At 37.2% G+C, this 17,966-nt stretch carries 15 protein-coding genes and 2 other annotated features; of the genes, 10 read left to right on the plus strand and 5 right to left on the minus strand.

The window, feature by feature from the left end; genetic code table 11:
- Nucleotides 1-199: 199 nt before the first annotated feature.
- From WAX78_RS00760 to WAX78_RS00770, 3 genes are read left to right on the plus strand one after another with little or no spacing between them, the layout of a single operon-like run.
- Nucleotides 200-400 carry a DUF3311 domain-containing protein gene (locus WAX78_RS00760; protein ID WP_413789141.1) on the plus strand — a complete coding sequence of 67 codons (201 nt, stop codon included), beginning with the start codon at nucleotides 200-202 and terminating at the stop codon, nucleotides 398-400.
- On the plus strand, nucleotides 397-1,890 hold the full coding sequence (locus WAX78_RS00765) for a sodium:solute symporter family protein (protein ID WP_336480417.1): 1,494 nt from the start codon (nucleotides 397-399) through the stop codon (nucleotides 1,888-1,890). Before WAX78_RS00760 ends, WAX78_RS00765 begins: the two co-directional genes overlap by 4 nt.
- A gap of 12 nt (nucleotides 1,891-1,902) precedes the next feature.
- A complete protein-coding gene (locus tag WAX78_RS00770; protein ID WP_336480418.1) occupies nucleotides 1,903-3,519 on the plus strand; it encodes an amidohydrolase in 1,617 nt (538 codons plus the stop codon).
- Nucleotides 3,520-3,584: 65 nt separating this feature from the next.
- Here the strand turns inward: WAX78_RS00770 and WAX78_RS00775 are convergent, their stop codons facing one another.
- On the minus strand, nucleotides 3,585-3,797 hold the full coding sequence (locus WAX78_RS00775; protein WP_336480419.1) for a hypothetical protein: 213 nt from the start codon (nucleotides 3,795-3,797) through the stop codon (nucleotides 3,585-3,587).
- Nucleotides 3,798-3,869: 72 nt separating this feature from the next.
- On the opposite strand from WAX78_RS00775, the gene WAX78_RS00780 reads away from it, so the two are divergent.
- Nucleotides 3,870-4,727 carry a nucleoside-diphosphate kinase gene (locus tag WAX78_RS00780; RefSeq protein ID WP_336480420.1) on the plus strand — a complete coding sequence of 286 codons (858 nt, stop codon included), beginning with the start codon at nucleotides 3,870-3,872 and terminating at the stop codon, nucleotides 4,725-4,727.
- Between the two features lie 38 nt (nucleotides 4,728-4,765).
- Here WAX78_RS00780 and WAX78_RS00785 read toward each other — a convergent pair whose 3' ends face one another.
- Nucleotides 4,766-5,002 carry a hypothetical protein gene (locus WAX78_RS00785; protein WP_336480421.1) on the minus strand — a complete coding sequence of 79 codons (237 nt, stop codon included), beginning with the start codon at nucleotides 5,000-5,002 and terminating at the stop codon, nucleotides 4,766-4,768.
- 257 nt (nucleotides 5,003-5,259) lie between these two features.
- Nucleotides 5,260-5,502, plus strand: a binding site (T-box leader).
- Nucleotides 5,503-5,556: 54 nt separating this feature from the next.
- Between WAX78_RS00785 and ileS the strand changes: the two genes are divergently transcribed.
- Together ileS and aspS are read left to right on the plus strand one after the other, a co-directional pair.
- Nucleotides 5,557-8,658 (plus strand): isoleucine--tRNA ligase, encoded by a 3,102-nt coding sequence (gene ileS, locus WAX78_RS00790; RefSeq protein ID WP_336480422.1) that lies wholly within the window; start codon nucleotides 5,557-5,559, stop codon nucleotides 8,656-8,658.
- Nucleotides 8,659-8,719: 61 nt separating this feature from the next.
- Nucleotides 8,720-8,932: a binding site (T-box leader), on the plus strand.
- Between the two features lie 109 nt (nucleotides 8,933-9,041).
- Nucleotides 9,042-10,334 carry an aspartate--tRNA(Asn) ligase gene (gene aspS, locus WAX78_RS00795; protein WP_336480423.1) on the plus strand — a complete coding sequence of 431 codons (1,293 nt, stop codon included), beginning with the start codon at nucleotides 9,042-9,044 and terminating at the stop codon, nucleotides 10,332-10,334.
- Between the two features lie 204 nt (nucleotides 10,335-10,538).
- Here aspS and WAX78_RS00800 read toward each other — a convergent pair whose 3' ends face one another.
- From WAX78_RS00800 to WAX78_RS00810, 3 genes are all read right to left on the minus strand, one after another.
- The gene (locus WAX78_RS00800) at nucleotides 10,539-11,510 is read right to left on the minus strand and encodes a peptide ABC transporter permease (protein WP_336480424.1); all 972 of its coding nucleotides are present in this window, start codon (nucleotides 11,508-11,510) and stop codon (nucleotides 10,539-10,541) included.
- A complete protein-coding gene (locus tag WAX78_RS00805; RefSeq protein ID WP_336480425.1) occupies nucleotides 11,503-12,429 on the minus strand; it encodes an ABC transporter permease subunit in 927 nt (308 codons plus the stop codon). The genes WAX78_RS00800 and WAX78_RS00805 overlap by 8 nt, the downstream gene beginning before the upstream one ends.
- A 316-nt stretch (nucleotides 12,430-12,745) precedes the next feature.
- On the minus strand, nucleotides 12,746-13,543 hold the full coding sequence (locus WAX78_RS00810) for a lipid II flippase Amj family protein (RefSeq protein WP_336480426.1): 798 nt from the start codon (nucleotides 13,541-13,543) through the stop codon (nucleotides 12,746-12,748).
- 184 nt (nucleotides 13,544-13,727) lie between these two features.
- Here WAX78_RS00810 and WAX78_RS00815 point away from each other — a divergent pair, with 184 nt between their 5' ends.
- The 4 genes from WAX78_RS00815 to WAX78_RS00830 all read left to right on the plus strand — a co-directional run bounded on the left by WAX78_RS00815 (nucleotide 13,728) and on the right by WAX78_RS00830 (nucleotide 17,949).
- Entirely contained in the window at nucleotides 13,728-14,369 is a 642-nt protein-coding gene (locus tag WAX78_RS00815; protein ID WP_336480427.1) for a class I SAM-dependent methyltransferase, read from the plus strand.
- A 14-nt stretch (nucleotides 14,370-14,383) separates the two neighbouring features.
- A complete protein-coding gene (locus WAX78_RS00820; RefSeq protein ID WP_336480428.1) occupies nucleotides 14,384-15,046 on the plus strand; it encodes an HAD family hydrolase in 663 nt (220 codons plus the stop codon).
- Nucleotides 15,047-15,236: 190 nt separating this feature from the next.
- Nucleotides 15,237-16,433 carry an iron-containing alcohol dehydrogenase gene (locus WAX78_RS00825; protein ID WP_336480429.1) on the plus strand — a complete coding sequence of 399 codons (1,197 nt, stop codon included), beginning with the start codon at nucleotides 15,237-15,239 and terminating at the stop codon, nucleotides 16,431-16,433.
- Nucleotides 16,434-16,509: 76 nt separating this feature from the next.
- Nucleotides 16,510-17,949 (plus strand): GntP family permease, encoded by a 1,440-nt coding sequence (locus WAX78_RS00830; RefSeq protein ID WP_336480430.1) that lies wholly within the window; start codon nucleotides 16,510-16,512, stop codon nucleotides 17,947-17,949.
- Nucleotides 17,950-17,966: the final 17 nt, after the last annotated feature.

Below are 17,966 nucleotides of genomic sequence, written 5' to 3' on the forward strand. Positions count from 1 at the left end.
CTGATGGAAGTTTCACTCTATCAGAAAGAGGGCTCTCATTTTTTATCTTTAATTTTCTGAATAGTTAGTCGATTTGAGGGGGTGTGGTATTCATCTTGCGTTTTTGAAGAAACAAGAGAAGAAGACTTTGAATCGTATAGGTAACTAACAAATGTCAGAAGTAGACCAAATTGATTCATGAAGAGGGGGCTGTAAGAAGTTGAAAAAAACTCATATATTAGGAATGCTGCCGTTTATCGGTATGTTGGGAGGTATCCCGTTCGTAAACAAGGTAACTCCCTTTGTACTTGGAATGCCGTTTGTCCTTTTTTGGTTTGTGTTATGGGTTGTTTTAACTTCTATTGTAATGGCCATCATCTATCGAATCGATCCTGATAACGGAGAGGGGGATACAGAATGAGCATTGCATTAGTTATTATATTTGGATTCTTACTTCTCTCTCTTTATTTGGGTATTCGCGCAACAAGGGGAAAAAAAATGAATTTGGAGCAGTGGTCTGTAGGTGGGAGAGGTTTTGGGACCATGTTCGTATTCCTGTTACTTGCGGGAGAGGTATATACAACGTTTACTTTTCTCGGGGCAAGCGGTTGGGTTTATCGCAGTGGAACGGCAGCATTATATGTACTGGCGTATATCACATTGGCGTATATCCTTTCTTACTGGTTGCTTCCTCCCATCTGGAAATTTTCTCAGAAACATCAAATCGTGTCCCAATCCGATTTTTTCGTCAAGAAGTTCAACAGTCCTTATCTAGGGATTCTTGTATCTATTGTCGGCATAATTGCAGTAGTCCCTTATTTTATTCTTCAATTAAAAGGATTAGGAATTATCGTATCAGAAACGTCCTATGGCTCCATATCGCCTACCGCTGCAATTTGGATCGGGGCCATCGCGGTTACTATTTACGTGATGATATCAGGAATTCACGGATCAGCTTGGACAGCCGTCATAAAAGATATCACCATTTTGATCGTAGTCGTTTTTTTAGGACTTTATATTCCATACCACTATTACGGTGGAATCCAACCAATGTTTGAAGCGGTTCATCAGACGAAGCCAGAGTTTCTGACATTTCCTAAAGAGGGATTAAGTATCTCATGGTTCATTTCCACTGTCCTATTGTCCGTACTAGGTTTTTATATGTGGCCACATGCGCTTGCACCAGTATTCGCTGCTAAGAACGTAAAGGTATTCCGCAAGAATGCAGTCATTTTGCCGGTATATACTCTTATGCTGTTGTTTATAGTCTTTGTAGGCTATACGGCACTCTTGAAGGTTCCGGACTTAAAGGGAGCCGAGGGGGACTTGGCTTTATTGAGAATATCAATTATGTCGTTTGAACCATGGGTCGTTGGGTTCATCGGAGCGGCTGGATTATTGACTGCACTTGTGCCAAGTTCCATTATGTTGATGTCAGCATCAACGTTGTTTTCAAAAAATATCTATAAGTTCTTCGTCCCATCTGCTACTGAGGGTCAAATGATGAATGTGGCGAAGTGGGCTGTTCCAGTCATTACACTGATTTCGGTGTACTTTGCTTTGGACAAAGGAAATTCTCTGTCTACATTGCTTTTGATGGGCTATAGTCTAGTCACCCAATTGTTTCCTCCCCTTCTGTTTAGTTTATCGAAACGTAATTTCGTAAATAAATATGGAGCTTTTCTAGGAATTATTTGCGGAATAGCAACAGTGGCCTACGTAACCATCTCTAAGACGTCGTTTAGTACGCTATTTCCAACACTTCCTTCCGTTGTGAAGGATATCAATATTGGGTTCATTGCCTTGTTGGTAAACACGATTATTATGGTGGGAGTCAGTATGATGACACGAACGCTTGAAGACGGTCATCGGCCGCTTGTTCAGAAAGAGGAGACAAAAACAATAATTTAAGGAGGATTTAAAATGGCGGATCGTGTATTTTTAAACGGTGAAGTAATTACAGTTGATGAGAAAAACAGAATCTTGGAAGCAGTTGCAGTAAAAGGGAACCGAATTATTGCAGTTGGTACAAACGAAGAAATAAAGAATTACATTCATGACAACACACATGTCATAAATTTGGAAGGAAAGAGTTTACTGCCTGGTTTCATTGATTCCCATTTGCACATGGCGATTATTGGAACGAATAAGCTCGGTATTGATTTCAAGGAGATGCATTTGACATCCTTACGTGATCTTCTGGAGAAGGGAAAAGCAGCGGCGGGCCAGACGCCTAAAGGAGAGTGGATCCGGGCATGGGGATTTAACGAGAATACAATTGAAGAAAAGCGTTTCCCCACGAGATGGGAGCTTGACGAGATTTCCACGGAGCATCCAATTATCGTTGGACGTACTTGCGGTCACATTTCCGTAGTAAACAGCAAAGCACTTGAATTGGCTGGTTTGTCCAAAAATACCCCTGATCCCGAGGGAGGAATCATCGGACGGGATAAAAACGGTGATCTTAACGGATTGTTATATGAAACCGCTCATATGAGTATGTATGCACTCGCGCAATTTTCCGAAGAGGAACTGATTAAGGGGCTTGTTCTAGCTAGTAATGAGTTTGTGAAATTAGGAATAACGAGTATTCATGATGCCGGTTCATACGGTGCTTCCGTCTTTAGAGCAATGCAGAAAGCAGTTGCTTCCGGGGCTGTGAAGACACGGATTTATGCCATGATTTGTGAACTGAATCATCCTGAAATTTACATTAAGAAAATGATAGATGCCGGTATTTTGTCAGGGCTAGGTAACGAGTGGTTTCGAATTGGTCCTGCAAAGGTATTTACGGACGGTGCCAGCACCGGTCCGACAATTGCAACGAGGGAACCCTACACAAGTAATCCAAATGATTGCGGAATTCTCTACTATAGTCAGGAGCAATTGGATGAGATATTGGGAGAAGCACACGAAAAAGGATTTCAAATTACGGCACATGCGCAGGGAGATCGAGCGATTGATATGTTGCTTACTTGTATGGAACGTGCGCTGGAAAAATATCCGCGGTCAAATCATCGGCATCGGATTGAACATGCGGGGGTGACAATGCCGGATTTACTTATCCGCATGAAAAAGCTTGGAGTGGTTCCTATTCCTAATCCTGGGTTCTTCTATGAATTTGGGGAAGGGTATATAAAGGACTATGGTGAGCGAGTAAATCATATGTATCCTCTTCGTGATTTTATTGATGCTGGTATCATTGCTGCAGCTGCTTCCGATAGCCCGGTTATCATGCCAAATCCACTTCTTGGTATTCATGTCGCTGTTAACCGCTTGAGTTCATCGGGACAGGAAGTCGGAGCCAATCAGCGTGTTAGCATTTTGGAAGCAATTAAACTCTTTACTTGGAATGGCGCGTACGCAAGTTTTGAAGAAACGATGAAAGGCAGCATCGAAGTAGGGAAACTTGCAGACTTAGTTGTTTTGGACAAACCGATTTTAAACGTTCCTCACGAACAGATTAAGGATATACAGGTTGAACTGACAATGTTGGACGGTGAAATTGTATTTCAGCATTCAACTTCCTTAATCGGATAGCGCATAACTTTATCATGAAAGAATGAGTATCACCTTTAACAGGTGGTACTTTTTTAAATATACAATTACTTATTAAAGAACCTTAAAGCATATTTTATCCCTTTTTCAATATCAGTTGTTTCGTATCCTACTAATTCCTCAAAGGTAATTTGCATTTTTATATTTTCTGGTTTGGAATAGCTGTCTAAATCAATATTCAAAAAAATTTCATATGCATCAGCATTTACATTCGTTTCAATAATGTTGGAAGTTCGAATTGGATGTATAAACATAATCATTAGTATGTTCGCATAAGCAATTTTCCTGTTCTGCCATATAGTATTGCATAGGGTGGAAGGGGGATATAGATATTGAATTGGGACAACATAGGGTTCGTAATATGCAAACCAGACGCAGTATACTTAAATTTAGAACGAGAAATTCTGTCGTTTCTAGGACGAAGAGGATTTCAAATTCTTGCCTGCAAATATGTGACGATTACACCGAATTTATGCCGGCGTTTATATTGGGATGAAAATAAGAAGTATTCTGAATGGTGGTGGGAATTAGAATCTGAATTCATGAATTTAGGAGAAAGCTTATGCGTGTTGGTTCAAGGTACACCACAACCACCGTATAAATCGGTTTCCGAGCTGATTGAAAAAAAGTGGAAGGGAAACTTCAAGCCTGAAAAAGCAAAGAAAGGAACGATACGAAGTACGCTTGGAGCAAGGAATGGGATATTTAATCTATTTCACTCTGCAGATTGTACAAACGCAGTGAAACGGGAAGCATCATTGTTTTTTACAGCTGAAGAGATAGAACAATTAGAATGTGAAAATGCTTCATACGTACTTAAGCAAAAAGAAGCGGGCAATCTTGATGTTATAGATATATATTTTCGTATCAAACGGCAATGTATACGAGTTTCATCCATGCATATGAAAGTAAAGAAAAGATATATAAGTTTTCTTGATAAAAAACAACGTCAGGCCATGAGTGTAAGCGAGTCAATGAAGCAGCTTTGGTTGTATAATACCTTGCAGGAGGAATATCGGATGTTTTACATGTACATTGGCAAAGACAAATTACTAGAGTGTATAACTAACAACAAAAATTTTAAAAGAATAAACTTCAATATACTATTTCAAGCGTTCGATAAAGCTGGTTTAAAACTTACAAAATGGGAAGCCTGTTTGTTGAAAACGACAATGCTAAGTTTTACATAAAAACCTTCAGTATACTGAAGGTTTTTATGTCGGTGTGATCATTCATGAAAAAATCCTAAAGCATATTTTACTCCTTCATGAATATCAGTTGTTTCGTATCCTGCTAATTCCTCAAGGGTAACTTTCATTTTGACATTTTCTAATTCGTAACCACTGTCTAAATCAATATTTAAAAGAACTTCATATCCATCAGCAGTAGCATTTGTTTCGATGATGTTAAAAGTTTGAATTGCTGTACCTGTTTCATAATCGATTGGTTCTAAAAAATCTGCCATAAAAACACCACCATTTCGTTTTAAAATATAGTACCGTAAGTATGAATTGTACAATGTTTTCGTGATAGTAGACGTTTTGATTCTTTCAGTAGTTTAACCATAGGGCATTCTCATATTCATGTAACGTTCCAATAGATGTGGAATGAAAAAGAGTAGTAAAGGTAATAATTAAATATAAAATATAGCTTGAGAAAAATATTCTGAATTAGTTGACAATTAATGTTGTATTGGAATAAAATAACTGTTAATAAAAGTATACAAATCTGATGACGAGAAAGAGTAAAATATATCGCTGTTCCCCAGAGAGCCGGTACATTGCTGAAAGCCGGTGTTCGGTGTATGTTTGAAAATCATCTCCGAGGAGTCGAACTGAACATAGTAAGTTCGAACGGTTGTCTACCGTTACAAGGAACGCGTATGATTGTACGTTGCTGAGTGCTATTGATTGAACGGTTGATCAATAGAAGTAGGGTGGTAGCGCGGGTAAACCCGTCCCTAATGATAGGGACGGGTTTTTTGTGTACTTTTAATTATGTCATAAGGAGTGATTGTAGATGAAGAAGGTAGATGTGAAAGAATTAGCTGTAAGGAGAGAAGCGCGAATTCGTAAGCAATGGAATGAACAGGATACCTTTATGCAATCGATTCGAAATCGTGAAGGTGCACAATCTTTCGTTTTTTATGAAGGACCGCCGACTGCGAATGGTCTTCCGCATGTCGGTCATGCACTAGGACGGACAATTAAGGACTTGGTCGCAAGGTATAAAACGATGACGGGATACAAAGTGCTGCGTAAGGCCGGTTGGGATACACATGGATTACCAGTAGAACTAGGAGTTGAAAAACAGCTTGGTATTTCTGGTAAACATGATATTGAAAAGTACGGTGTAGAAGCCTTTCTTGCAAAATGTAAAGAGAGTGTATTTACGTATGAAAAGCAGTGGCGTGAATTTACAGGGAGTATCGGTTATTGGGTTGACATGGATGCGCCGTACATCACATTAGATAATTCCTATATTGAAAGCGTTTGGCATATTCTTGGAACGATTCATGAAAAAGGGTTGTTATATAAAGGGCACCGCGTTTCTCCTTATTGCCCAAGTTGTCAAACATCATTAAGCTCACATGAGGTAGCGCAAGGATATAAAACAGTGAAGGATTTAAGTGCAACTGTTAAATTTCAGCTTGTAAATCGAGAAAACGAGTATGTTCTTGGATGGACAACAACTCCGTGGACGCTTCCGGCTAATGTAGCGTTAGCGGTTCATCCAGAGATGGAATATGTTCGGGCGCAGCAAGGAGAAAACATTTATATTGTTGCGAAAGAGTTAGCGAAAGATGTACTCCAGCAAGAATATAAAGTGTTATCTGTTCACAAGGGAAGCGAATTAACAGGTCTTTCTTATGTACCGCCATTTCAGTTTACAGAGGTTACAAATGGTCATTGTATTGTAAGTGCTGATTTTGTCACCGCACATAGCGGTACAGGAATTGTGCATATCGCGCCTGCTTACGGGGAAGATGATTATAAAGTTGTCCAAGAACATGGTTTATCATTTGTAAATGTTGTGAATGAGAAAGGAGAATACACATCTGATGTTCCTTTTTTACAAGGAAAATTTGTAAAAGAGTGTGACGTTGCTATTGTTCGTTATTTAGCTGAACATGGTCTTCTTTATCATAAGGAGAAGTATGAGCATAGTTATCCGCATTGTTGGCGCTGTGATTCACCGCTATTGTATTACGCAAATGAGAGTTGGTTTATTCGAACAACTGCTTTAAAAGAGCTGTTTTTACAAAATAATAATGAAGTTGCATGGCACCCAGAGCATATTCAGCATGGCCGATTCGGGAACTTTTTAGAAAATATGGTCGATTGGAATATTAGCCGAAACCGGTATTGGGGAACGCCGCTTAATGTGTGGGAGTGCAGCGCTTGTAATTATCAATTTGCACCGAAAAGCATCGAAGAGCTAAGACGTTGTGCAACTGGCGCTGTAGATGAAAATATTGAACTGCATAAGCCATATGTGGATGAAGTAAAAGTAAATTGTTCGAAATGCGGCGAAACGATGAAGCGTACGCCAGAAGTTATTGACGTTTGGTTTGATAGCGGTTCGATGCCATTTGCGCAGTACCATTATCCATTTGAAAATAAAGAGTTATTTAAAGAACAGTTTCCAGCAGATGTCATTGCTGAAGGAATTGATCAGACGCGCGGTTGGTTTTATAGCTTACTTGCAGTGTCTACGCTGTACACTGGCAGAGCACCTTATAAGCGTGTATTATCACTTGGCCATGTGTTAGATGAAAATGGACAAAAGATGTCAAAAAGTAAAGGGAATGCTTTGGACCCAGTAGATTTAGTAGAGAAATTTGGAGCGGATGCCTTGCGCTGGGCACTTCTTGTAGATAGTGCGCCGTGGAATCCAAAGCGTTTTTCAGAACGAACTGTACAAGAAGCAAAGTCGAAACTAGTTGATACGTTGTTAAATGTATATAGCTTTTATGTACTGTACGCAGAGTTAGATGAATACAATCCAAAACAGAAGTATAGCATAAAGAAAACAAAGCTGGATGAATGGGTATTATCAAGATTGCATAGTACGATTCAGAAAGTAAGATGTTCTTTAGAAGAATATCAATTTACAACGGCTGCTCGTGAAATAGCATTATTAGTTGAAGAGGTAAGTAACTGGTATGTAAGACGTTCACGTAGTCGTTTTTGGGCATCTGGTATGGATGCTGAAAAAGCAGCGGCATATGATACGCTTCATGAAGTACTTGTTACAATTAGTAAGTTGCTTGCGCCTTTTACGCCGTTTTTAGCAGAGGATATTCATTTGAATTTGGAAGGAAGCAGTGTTCATTTAGCAGATTATCCAGCATTTGAAGAAACGCTTATCAATACGCAGCTTGAAAAAGAGATGGCAGCTATTTTGCAAGTAGTGGAGCTAGGACGCAGTATTCGCAATCAACATACATTAAAAGTAAAACAGCCATTAGCAAAACTTGTTGTATTTGAGCATGAGAAGCAAGAAATGGATTGGGATTCTTATAAAGAGATTGTAATGGATGAACTAAATGTGAAAGAAGTTACGGTCGAACATAGCGAAGCCGGTTATATGTCATATCAGTTAAAACTAAACTTTAAACAAGCAGGACCGAAATTCGGAAAGCAAATCAATACGGTAAATAATTGGCTGCAAAACTTATGTAGTGAAGAAGTAACTGCGTTTATATACAGTGAACAAGCAACATGTCAATTGCTGTCTGGAGAAGCTGTCACTGTAACATTAGATGATGTGTTTGTTGAAAGAGTACCGAAAGCAGGATTTGCAGTTGCTACGTACGGATTATATACCGTTATGCTGGACACAAATGTAACAGATGAATTGCTCCAGGAAGGAATGGTAAGAGAATTTATTCGCGCTGTGCAGGAATATCGAAAACAACTGAATTTACCTGTGAACTTGCGTGTAAATATTGAAATTCAGGGTGATGATGAACTGCAACGTGTAGTAACAGAGTATAAAGCGTTGCTGCAAGAAAATTTACTCATGAAACAACTGCTATTCAATGAATCATTACAAAATGCAGAACAAATTCAAGTAGGAAATAAGAAGGTGTTGATTAAGCTTAGTTCAGTGAGTTAAAAAAATATTCAAAAAATGACTTGCATTTCGTATGCCGAAAGGATAGAATATTCCGTAAATACAAAAAGCGATGAGCGGGAAAAGTACATCGTGACCTGATCTACAGAGAGCAATCGGGAGCTGAGAAGATTGCGGTGCAGCGTGATGGAAAGACACCTGTGAGCGTTATTTTGAACGTGAACAACTAGTAAAAGTAAACGGAACCTACCGTTATCAGGCGAAGAGTGGTCAATGTGACAATTTGGGTGGTACCGCGGTGAAATCCGTCCCTTATATAGGGGCGGATTTTTGTATTCTTTTAAGGAGGTGAGCGGCCGTGGATGATGATGACAACGATAATAATAAATATACAATCATACAATTAACAATAGGAGGCGGAATATATGAGTCAACAAATGAAGCGGTCGCTTATCAGCGAATGTACACCGCATGAAACAGTTGTATTAAAAGGATGGGTAAAGAAAATTCGTCATCTAGGAAATATAAGTTTTTTATTACTCCGTGATCGAACAGGTGTCATGCAATGTGTTCTTGAAAAAGAATGGGCTGGATATAAGGTAGAAGTAGAAAGTGTTGTGCAAGTTATAGGAAAAGTGATTGCAACAGATAAAACGGAACTTGGAGTAGAAGTATTAGTTGAGGATGTACAGCTTCTAAACAGTGCAGAGCAGGTTCCATTTGAAGTGAATAAAAAGAAACTGCAAGTTGGTTTAGATCAAATGTTAAATTCTCGAACGTTATCACTTCGGCATGAACGAGTGCAAGCGATTTTTACAATTAAATCAATGCTTGCACATGCCTTTAGTGAATATTTACTTCAAAACGATTTTACAAGAATTTTTACACCGAAAATTGTTTCACAAGGGGCGGAAGGCGGAGCTAATGTATTTCAGCTTCATTATTTTGAGAAAGAAGCATATTTAGCACAATCACCACAATTTTATAAGCAAATGATGGTTGCTGGCGGATTAGAACGTGTTTTTGAAGTGGCACCGGTGTACCGCGCTGAACATCACAATTCATCTCGCCATTTAAACGAATACATTTCCTTAGACGTTGAGCTTGCGTTTATTGAAGACTTTTATGAAGTGATGCAGCTTGAAACGGATGTAATTCGGTATATGTTTGAAAAAGTGCAACAATATTGTGTAAAGGAATTACAGTTGCTTCAAATTGACATACCAGTTATTACAAAGATTCCGAAATTAACGGTTACGGAAGCGCAAGACATTTTACAAAAAGAGTATCGAAAAGAATCTCCAATAGGCGATTTAGATTCAGAAGGAGAAAAACTGCTTGGGAAGTATGTAAAAGAAACATACAATAGTGATTTCGTCTTTATTACTCATTATCCGAAAGAAACACGTCCGATGTACACAATGCCAAATCAAGAAAATCCTTCTGTCACAGACTCTTTTGATTTATTGTATAAAGGATTAGAAATTACATCAGGTGCGCAGCGCATTCATAACTATACTATGTTAGTTCGTTCTTTTGAAGAAAAGGGATTAAATGTAGAAAATTTTCAATCGTATATCGATACATTTCGCTATGGGTGTCCGCCGCATGGAGGGTTTGCTATTGGACTAGAACGACTCGTATATAAATTTTTAAACTTATCGAATGTTCGCGAAGCAAGTGCATTTCCAAGGGACTGTACGCGGTTAGTACCGTAATATAAAGTGAAACAATCCCCGGTTCGTGTACCGGGGATTTGTTATGAGGTTATCCTACATTTACGGGCAGTAAGATCCCCCCATCTCAAGATTCAGAGAGAAGCAAAGAAGATAGTTGGGGGACAACTACTGGCATACGCTCGATTCGTTCAACAAACCGTCAGTGGGGGATGAGGAAAATCTCCATTGATGGTTTGTTTCACTTTATTTTCCTATATGAACCTGTTTTCTTTTTAATAGTCCTTTACGCTTTGTGCATTGTTCTTGCTGCTCTTTTCTAATCATGCTAAATAATAAAGAGTGTTCAGCTAACTTGTTTTCCGTCTGTAAAACGGACTGTACACCAGAGCTCATCATATAAGCTACCAATACAAGAAGGGTGAAAAAGAGAACTGGACCGTATGTAACCCAAGGAGTAAGTATAAGGAGTTGGAAATTACTACTAATCAGAAATATGGAACCACCGATTTCAATTAAAATCATGTGAAATAATGATAAATGCATGATGAGAACGAGCACTTGCAATAGTTGTTGGTTTAACCATAAGAATATTTTAGGCAGTAAATATGGACGGATATGCGTTTTGAAAATGTGAAAGATCCCTCCGCCAAGCACTTTGGAGCCCGTGACAAATTCATTATGCAGCAACAAGCGAATTTCGTTTCCGATTAGCTGAGTCAAATTTGGTATTCCAATGAGAATAAGTACAGTAATTACATATATGAACCATTCAGATTTTTGATCCATAAGAAGATATTGTACATGTGACAATAATAAGATACCTAAAAGTGTAGGAGGAACGTATTGAAAACTTTCGAACAGCCAGTTGAACCATCTTACTCCTCGGTAGAAATAAGCATAGAAAAAAGCAAAAATCAGTGAAATAGTAATTCGCATTAAGCTAATTAAAAATGCAGATATAATTGGTGCTTTTGCGTGTGTAAGTACCGTTCGTAGTACATCATAACCTCCTGCGTCCACACCTAAAGGGTGAGAAAGAGAGGGAGGGGCAGGTGCAGTACGAATAGGCATGTTATCTTTATAACTAAATTCAGGGATACGCTCAATTTTATGTGTTTTGGAATATGAGTCTAGCATATAGCTACTCACAACTAAAAGTATTAAAATACTTAACCCAGCTAGAAATCGTTTATTTGTTAGTAGTTTTTTAAACATGTATGTCCCTTCTTCCCGGAAGAACCCATTTTAAAATTTCAAATATAATATAAAACGGAATAGTTAATAGGAGAATGCCAATGGCCATAATTTCTGGTGTTGGGTGTGTAATGAGAAATTGCAATAAACCGTAAATATTAAATGAAAATTCAAGTACAATCATATTGGAAAGCATAAAGAAATAAATGGATTTTGCGTTATAAAAGATAGATAGTAATACATTGATAAGAACATGCTTATACAAAACATAGAATGGTTTCATACCTTTCGCTAATGCGAAAGTAGTATATTCTTTCTCAATTTCTGTATGATAGTTGAGTAAAGTAATTTTATATAAATAAATAGTTGGCAAAATAGCCAGTGTAACGATAGGTAAAAAGTATGTTTTCTCTTGCATTGTTGAAAAAGGTATTGTAGGGAGTAAGTTTGTATGTTTATAAATCCAAATTACAATGAGTTGAATGGAGAAGACAACAAATAAATCAGGTAATGTCTCTAATACATGTAATCCCTTCAAAATGGCAGATTGAATGCGTTTTGAAAAATAGAAAGTTAGGTTGGCGAAAAAGGTTGCAAGAAGAACAGCGACAAGAAAGGCTACAATCATAATAGTTAATGTATATACATAAGTGTCTAATATAAATGGAAACAGATCACGATCAGGTACATTTTTCATCACAACATCTACTTTGTATGTCATTTTAGCAGGGTTGAGAAGGGAGTGAAAAACTGATTGTATCTGTATTATGTATTGTTCAAAATTAAGATGTAGTGTAGGTGGGATCGTCATCCCTCCTGTAGCTGGTAGCTGCTTAGATTCAGTAAGAAATAATTTCGGTAAACAACAGATAGCTATAATACCAAAAACAATAAGACAAAATCGAATAAAAAGTAAAATGAAATTTTTAATAAATGTCATACTACAAATCTCCTTATTTTACAAAATATTCTAATTATTTCTTTTTATTTTATTGGAATCCTTCTATGAAACATTACATTTTCTTCACTTTCGATAAATTACCATATATTTAGAGGTAGTAAAAAGGGGATTAAAAGATGGTATGAAAAAGAATGTAAAAAGACTGTGGGAAAACTTATAAATAGTAATTCCTTATCTGTAAAGAAACAAAACAATTCGTGGTGGGATGTATGTAAATGCTTAAAAATAAAAGGTTAAAAATAGCGTGATAAAAAAGGTTCTCATAAATAATAAGAACTTTTTTACCACGCTATTTTCAATTCGTAATTGAAATAATCCACAGTATCCAATGAGCTCCTGGTACAAAAAGCACTTGGGCAAGTAATGTTCCTAAAAATCTAGAAATCATTAACCATCCATACATTTTTCCCATTGTTTCCGCACCGTTTTCTTTTTGGAGAGCTCGTTCCGTTAATAGAGCAATTCTTGGATCTAATAGCACAGTTAGTAAGATTGTTGCAAACCCATTAACGAGACCAGAAGCCGTACTTGCATTTGTTGCATACGCTGGGTTTAAAAAAGAAGCATATAAAGCAGAAAGTACACCTGCTGTATAAATAGCAGTAGCGAACATATTAATGAGCATAATTCGATTTGGAATGCCACCAACTCGCATCCGATGAATCATTTCCAATTTTGGAAAACGGACATATTTTTTTGTGTATTTTAGTTTTTGAATGTTATTTGTTTTCATCATGCGAATGAAAGAACCGTCCGTTTCAAAGTTTTGAATCACATAGCCAAATAGTTTTGTGAGAGTCGGATATAAAAAGATGGCTAGTAATGTACCGATGGAAGCGGCTAATAAAACAAGACGAATTGTTCCTTCTAAATCGATAGTATCGTCTAGCTTTGCTTGATCGACGATGCCGCTAAGCAAAAAGGCTTGTAGTAAGTTAGAAGTTCTTGAAACAAGTAACACGATTCCAACTACAGATAAGGAAACAGCAATCTTTTTCAAGCGAATGCCTGCAAGTCGGATACTATAAGAACTTGTTTCTACTGCGTGAATGATAATTGTAAAAACTACTATGAAAATTAATTTTGTCGTCATATGTATTCACCATCTATTACAAATTGGAAAATAAATCTAATCATACATGATGAAAAGATTTTTGTACATATTGATTTTTTGCTTGATGGCGACTTGTGGCTTGTGTATTGACAGAATATTTACATTTGGGTGATTGTTTTGTAAAATAGTGAAGATTGTGTCTAGGATGATAAGGGGGATGGGGATGAAAACATATTACAGTAATCGAGCGAAAATTTATGAAGAGGTATATTTTCGAGAAGACCCTATTAGACAAGCAGAACTATTACAAATACAAGATGTTTTGAAAGAAAAGTTTACGGGAAAGACTGTACTCGAAGTAGCTTGTGGTACAGGATATTGGACACAATATGTTGCTGAAACAGCTCAGCACATTACTGCGATTGATTACTCGGAAGAAGTACTTACTATAGCGAAAGAAAAACAGCTTTTATCATCTAAAGTTTCCTTTGTACAGGGGAATGCATATAAATTGAATCAATTAACAAAAACGTTCGATGGGGCTTATGCAAACTTTTGGCTTTCCCATATACCGAAAGAAAATATTTTCTCTTTTTTAGAACAATTTCATGCAGTTTTAGAAAAAGGATCTATTGTATGTATGGCAGATAATATGTATAACGAAGGGATTGGCGGAACACTTATTTCTAAGATTAATGATGAAAATACATATAAAATCCGTTCATTAGCAGATGGCCAGCAATATGAAATTATAAAAAATTATTATTCGAAGGAAGAACTTGCAGCTATTTTCGAACCATTTGCAACTGATTTAGAGATTCATATGAATACATGTTTTTGGTTCATATTATATAAAGTAAAGTGAGCGGAGGAGAATAAATGTATACAACTTTTTTATTCGATTTAGATGGTACATTAACAGATCCGAAAGAAGGGATTGTAAATTCGGTCATATATGCCCTGAGAAAAATGGGGATTGATGAACAAGATGATAAAAAATTACTTTCTTTTATCGGTCCGCCGATTCAACATTCTTTTGCTAGCATATATAGCATGGATGAAAAACAAGTAACCGAAGCAGTAACATATTATCGTGAATACTTTCAAGATAAGGGGATGCTTGAGAATCACGTATACGAACATATTCCTAGTGTTTTAGAAGATTTAAAGAATGCAGGAAAACGTTTATTTGTGGCAACATCTAAGCCGACTATATTTGCAAAGCAAATTTTGGAACACTTTCAGATGGCACATTATTTTGAAGAGATTGTCGGAAGTAACTTAGATGGGACACGTATTGCAAAAACGGACATTATCCAGCATATTTTACATACATATCACGATTTAGAGAAAGGTCATGTGGTTATGGTAGGCGATCGAGAGCATGATATAATTGGAGCGCAGCAAGTTGGAATTGATTCTATCGGAGTAATGTATGGATATGGCAGTAAAGAAGAATTAGTGGCAGCGGGAGCTACTCATATTATTGAAGAAGTAGAAAATATAAAGAAGTTTGTTTATGTATTAGAAAAAATAGATTGATAAAATTTGTTTGGAAAGACAAGGTGGTCACCTTGTCTTTTTTTGTATATAGATGTTATAAAAAATGACTATATTTGGCATTTGAAAGAGGAATTTTAGTTGCGAAGTGGAATTGTAAAAGTAGCTTGTTATGTAAACTGTTATTTCTAGCGTAGCTAGTATACGGATGAAGAAAGAAGGAGGGGTATATTTGCAAGGAATTTCAGAATTTAGAGTACCTGAGACAGTCTTATATGGAACAAATGCGTTAGAAAAACTAGGAGAAAAGGCAATTCAGTATGGCAAGAAAGCATTGATAATAAGCGATTCTATTATGAATGAGCTTGGTTATGTAGACAGGTGCAGGAAAATGTTAACAGCCAAAAAAATAGAAGTTGTGACTTTTGTTGATGTGAATACTGAGCCGACAGATGAGCATGTATTACGAGCGTTAGCTGCTTGTTATGAGAATGAATGTGATCTTGTTATAGGACTTGGCGGAGGAAGTTGTATTGATGTTGCAAAGGCCGTTGCTGTTATCGCAACAAACGGAGGGGATATTGGAGAATACGTTGGTAATCAATATCCGATAACAAAGGTACCACTATCTCTTATTGTTATTCCAACGACTGCCGGAACAGGATCTGAAGTTACGAGTGCGACTGTTATTACAAATACAAGCACAGATGTAAAAATGATGATTAAGCATCCAAGTTTTATACCTCAAGTAGCTATTGTGGATCCATTATTAACAGTGTCTACTCCACCTCATGTAACAGCTGCAACTGGAATAGATGCGTTATGTCATGCGGTAGAGGCATATATTTCTCGATTGTCACAACCTCTTACTGATATATTTGCACTTTCAGCAATTGAAAAGATTATGAAATACCTTCGTATTGCTTATGAAGATGGACAGAATATAGAAGCTCGGGAGCAAATGATGCTTGCGTCAATGCAAGCTGGAATTGCTTTTACAAATGCGTCTGTAACATTAGTTCATGGAATGTCCCGTCCTATTGGAGCAATGTTTCATGTTCCTCATGGTTTATCAAATGCAATGCTACTTCCAGCGGTATTAGAGTTTACGAAAGATTATACAGTGAAACGTCTCTCGGATATTGGGCGTACAATTAGACCAGATTTGAAAGCGTTATCAGATGAAGGGTTTGCACATCTTACTGTTAATGAAATAAAGCATCTTTGCACAGATTTACGTATTCCAAATATGAGAGAATATGGGATAGATAAAGATAAGTTTGAAATGGTTATAGCAAAGATGGCGAAAGATGCACTTGCAAGTGGGAGTCCAAGTAACAATCCTCGCATTCCTTCGTATGGGGAAGTGATAGAATTATATCGAATTTGTTACGATTATAACTTTATAGATTGCGAAGAAATTGTGTGAAAATATAAAACCAATCCAAGTTAAATAAACTGAAAATTCTATAAAAATTTCCTTGGAAATTACAAAGGAGGAACATATGGAATTAGTAATCATTTTATTAGCACTTAGTATGCTAATGTTTGTGGCATATCGTGGATTTTCTGTCATTTTATTCGCACCGATTTGTGCTCTGTTTGCTGTTTTGTTAACAGAACCGACTTACGTTTTGCCTTTTTTTTCAAATATTTTTATGGAGAAAATGGTTGGCTTTATTAAATTATATTTCCCTGTATTTTTACTAGGAGCGATTTTCGGAAAAGTAGTTGAGATGTCAGGAATCGCAGAATCTATCGCAAAGACAATTATCCAAATTGTTGGTGTGAAACGGACTATACTTGCAATTGTATTAATGGGGGCTATTTTAACATACAGTGGTGTCAGTGTATTTGTTGTGGCATTTGCTATATTTCCGTTTGCAGCTAATTTGTTTCGCGAGGCAAATATTCCGAAACGTCTCATTCCTGGTACAATTGCGCTTGGGGTTCTTACTTTTACAATGGATGCACTTCCAGGAACACCGCAAATTCAAAATGTTATTCCGACAACCTTTTTCAAGACAGATATTTATGCGGGTCCTTTCTTAGGAATTACAGGAGCTATTTTTGTTTTCATAGTTGGTATGGTGTATTTGGAAAGGCGCCGTCGCAAAGCAGAAGCGCAAGGCGAGGGGTATTATGGATTTAAAGATGGAAGTGCTGAAATGGCAGCAGCCATCGAAGCAGAACAAAGTGTAAAACCGTCAATTCAAACGGTTGATATTACACCGCTTCGTCAAGTGCTCGCCTTTGTTCCACTTATTTTAGTAGGTGTGATGAATAAACTTTTTACAATTGCTATTCCAAAATGGTATCCAAATGGTTTTGATTTTGCATCCATTGGTTTAAAAAGTTTTGGGAAAGTAGAACTGGCTGGAGTACTTGGGGTGTGGTCAGTAGAATTAGCACTTGTAATTGGCATCGTAACAACAATTCTTTTAAATTGGAAGCGTGTATTTGTAGATTTTCAAACCGGGTTAAATGCAAGTATTGGCGGAGCATTACTAGCGGCAATGAATACAGGTGCAGAATATGGATTTGGCGGCGTAATTGCAGCGCTTCCAGGATTTGGGGTAATTCGTGATAGTATTTCAACAACTTTTACGAATCCGCTTGTTAATGGGGCGGTTACGACAAATGTACTTGCAGGTATAACAGGATCGGCTTCTGGGGGAATGGGAATTGCATTAAGTGCAATGTCTGATAAATATATTGCAGCTGCGGAGCAATTTAATATTCCATTAGAAGTTATGCATCGTATTATTGCAATGGCATCAGGTGGTATGGACACATTACCGCATAATGGGGCCGTTATTACACTACTTGCAGTAACGGGATTAACCCATAAACAATCGTATCGTGACATTTTTGCGATTACAATTATTAAAACCGTAGCGGTATTTGTTGTAATTGGCACGTATAGCTTAACAGGTCTTGTATAATATTCAGAAAGAAGAGA

Origin of the sequence: Bacillus yunxiaonensis (genome assembly GCF_037104695.1) — a bacterium.
GTDB lineage: Bacteria > Bacillota > Bacilli > Bacillales > Bacillaceae_G > Bacillus_A > Bacillus_A yunxiaonensis.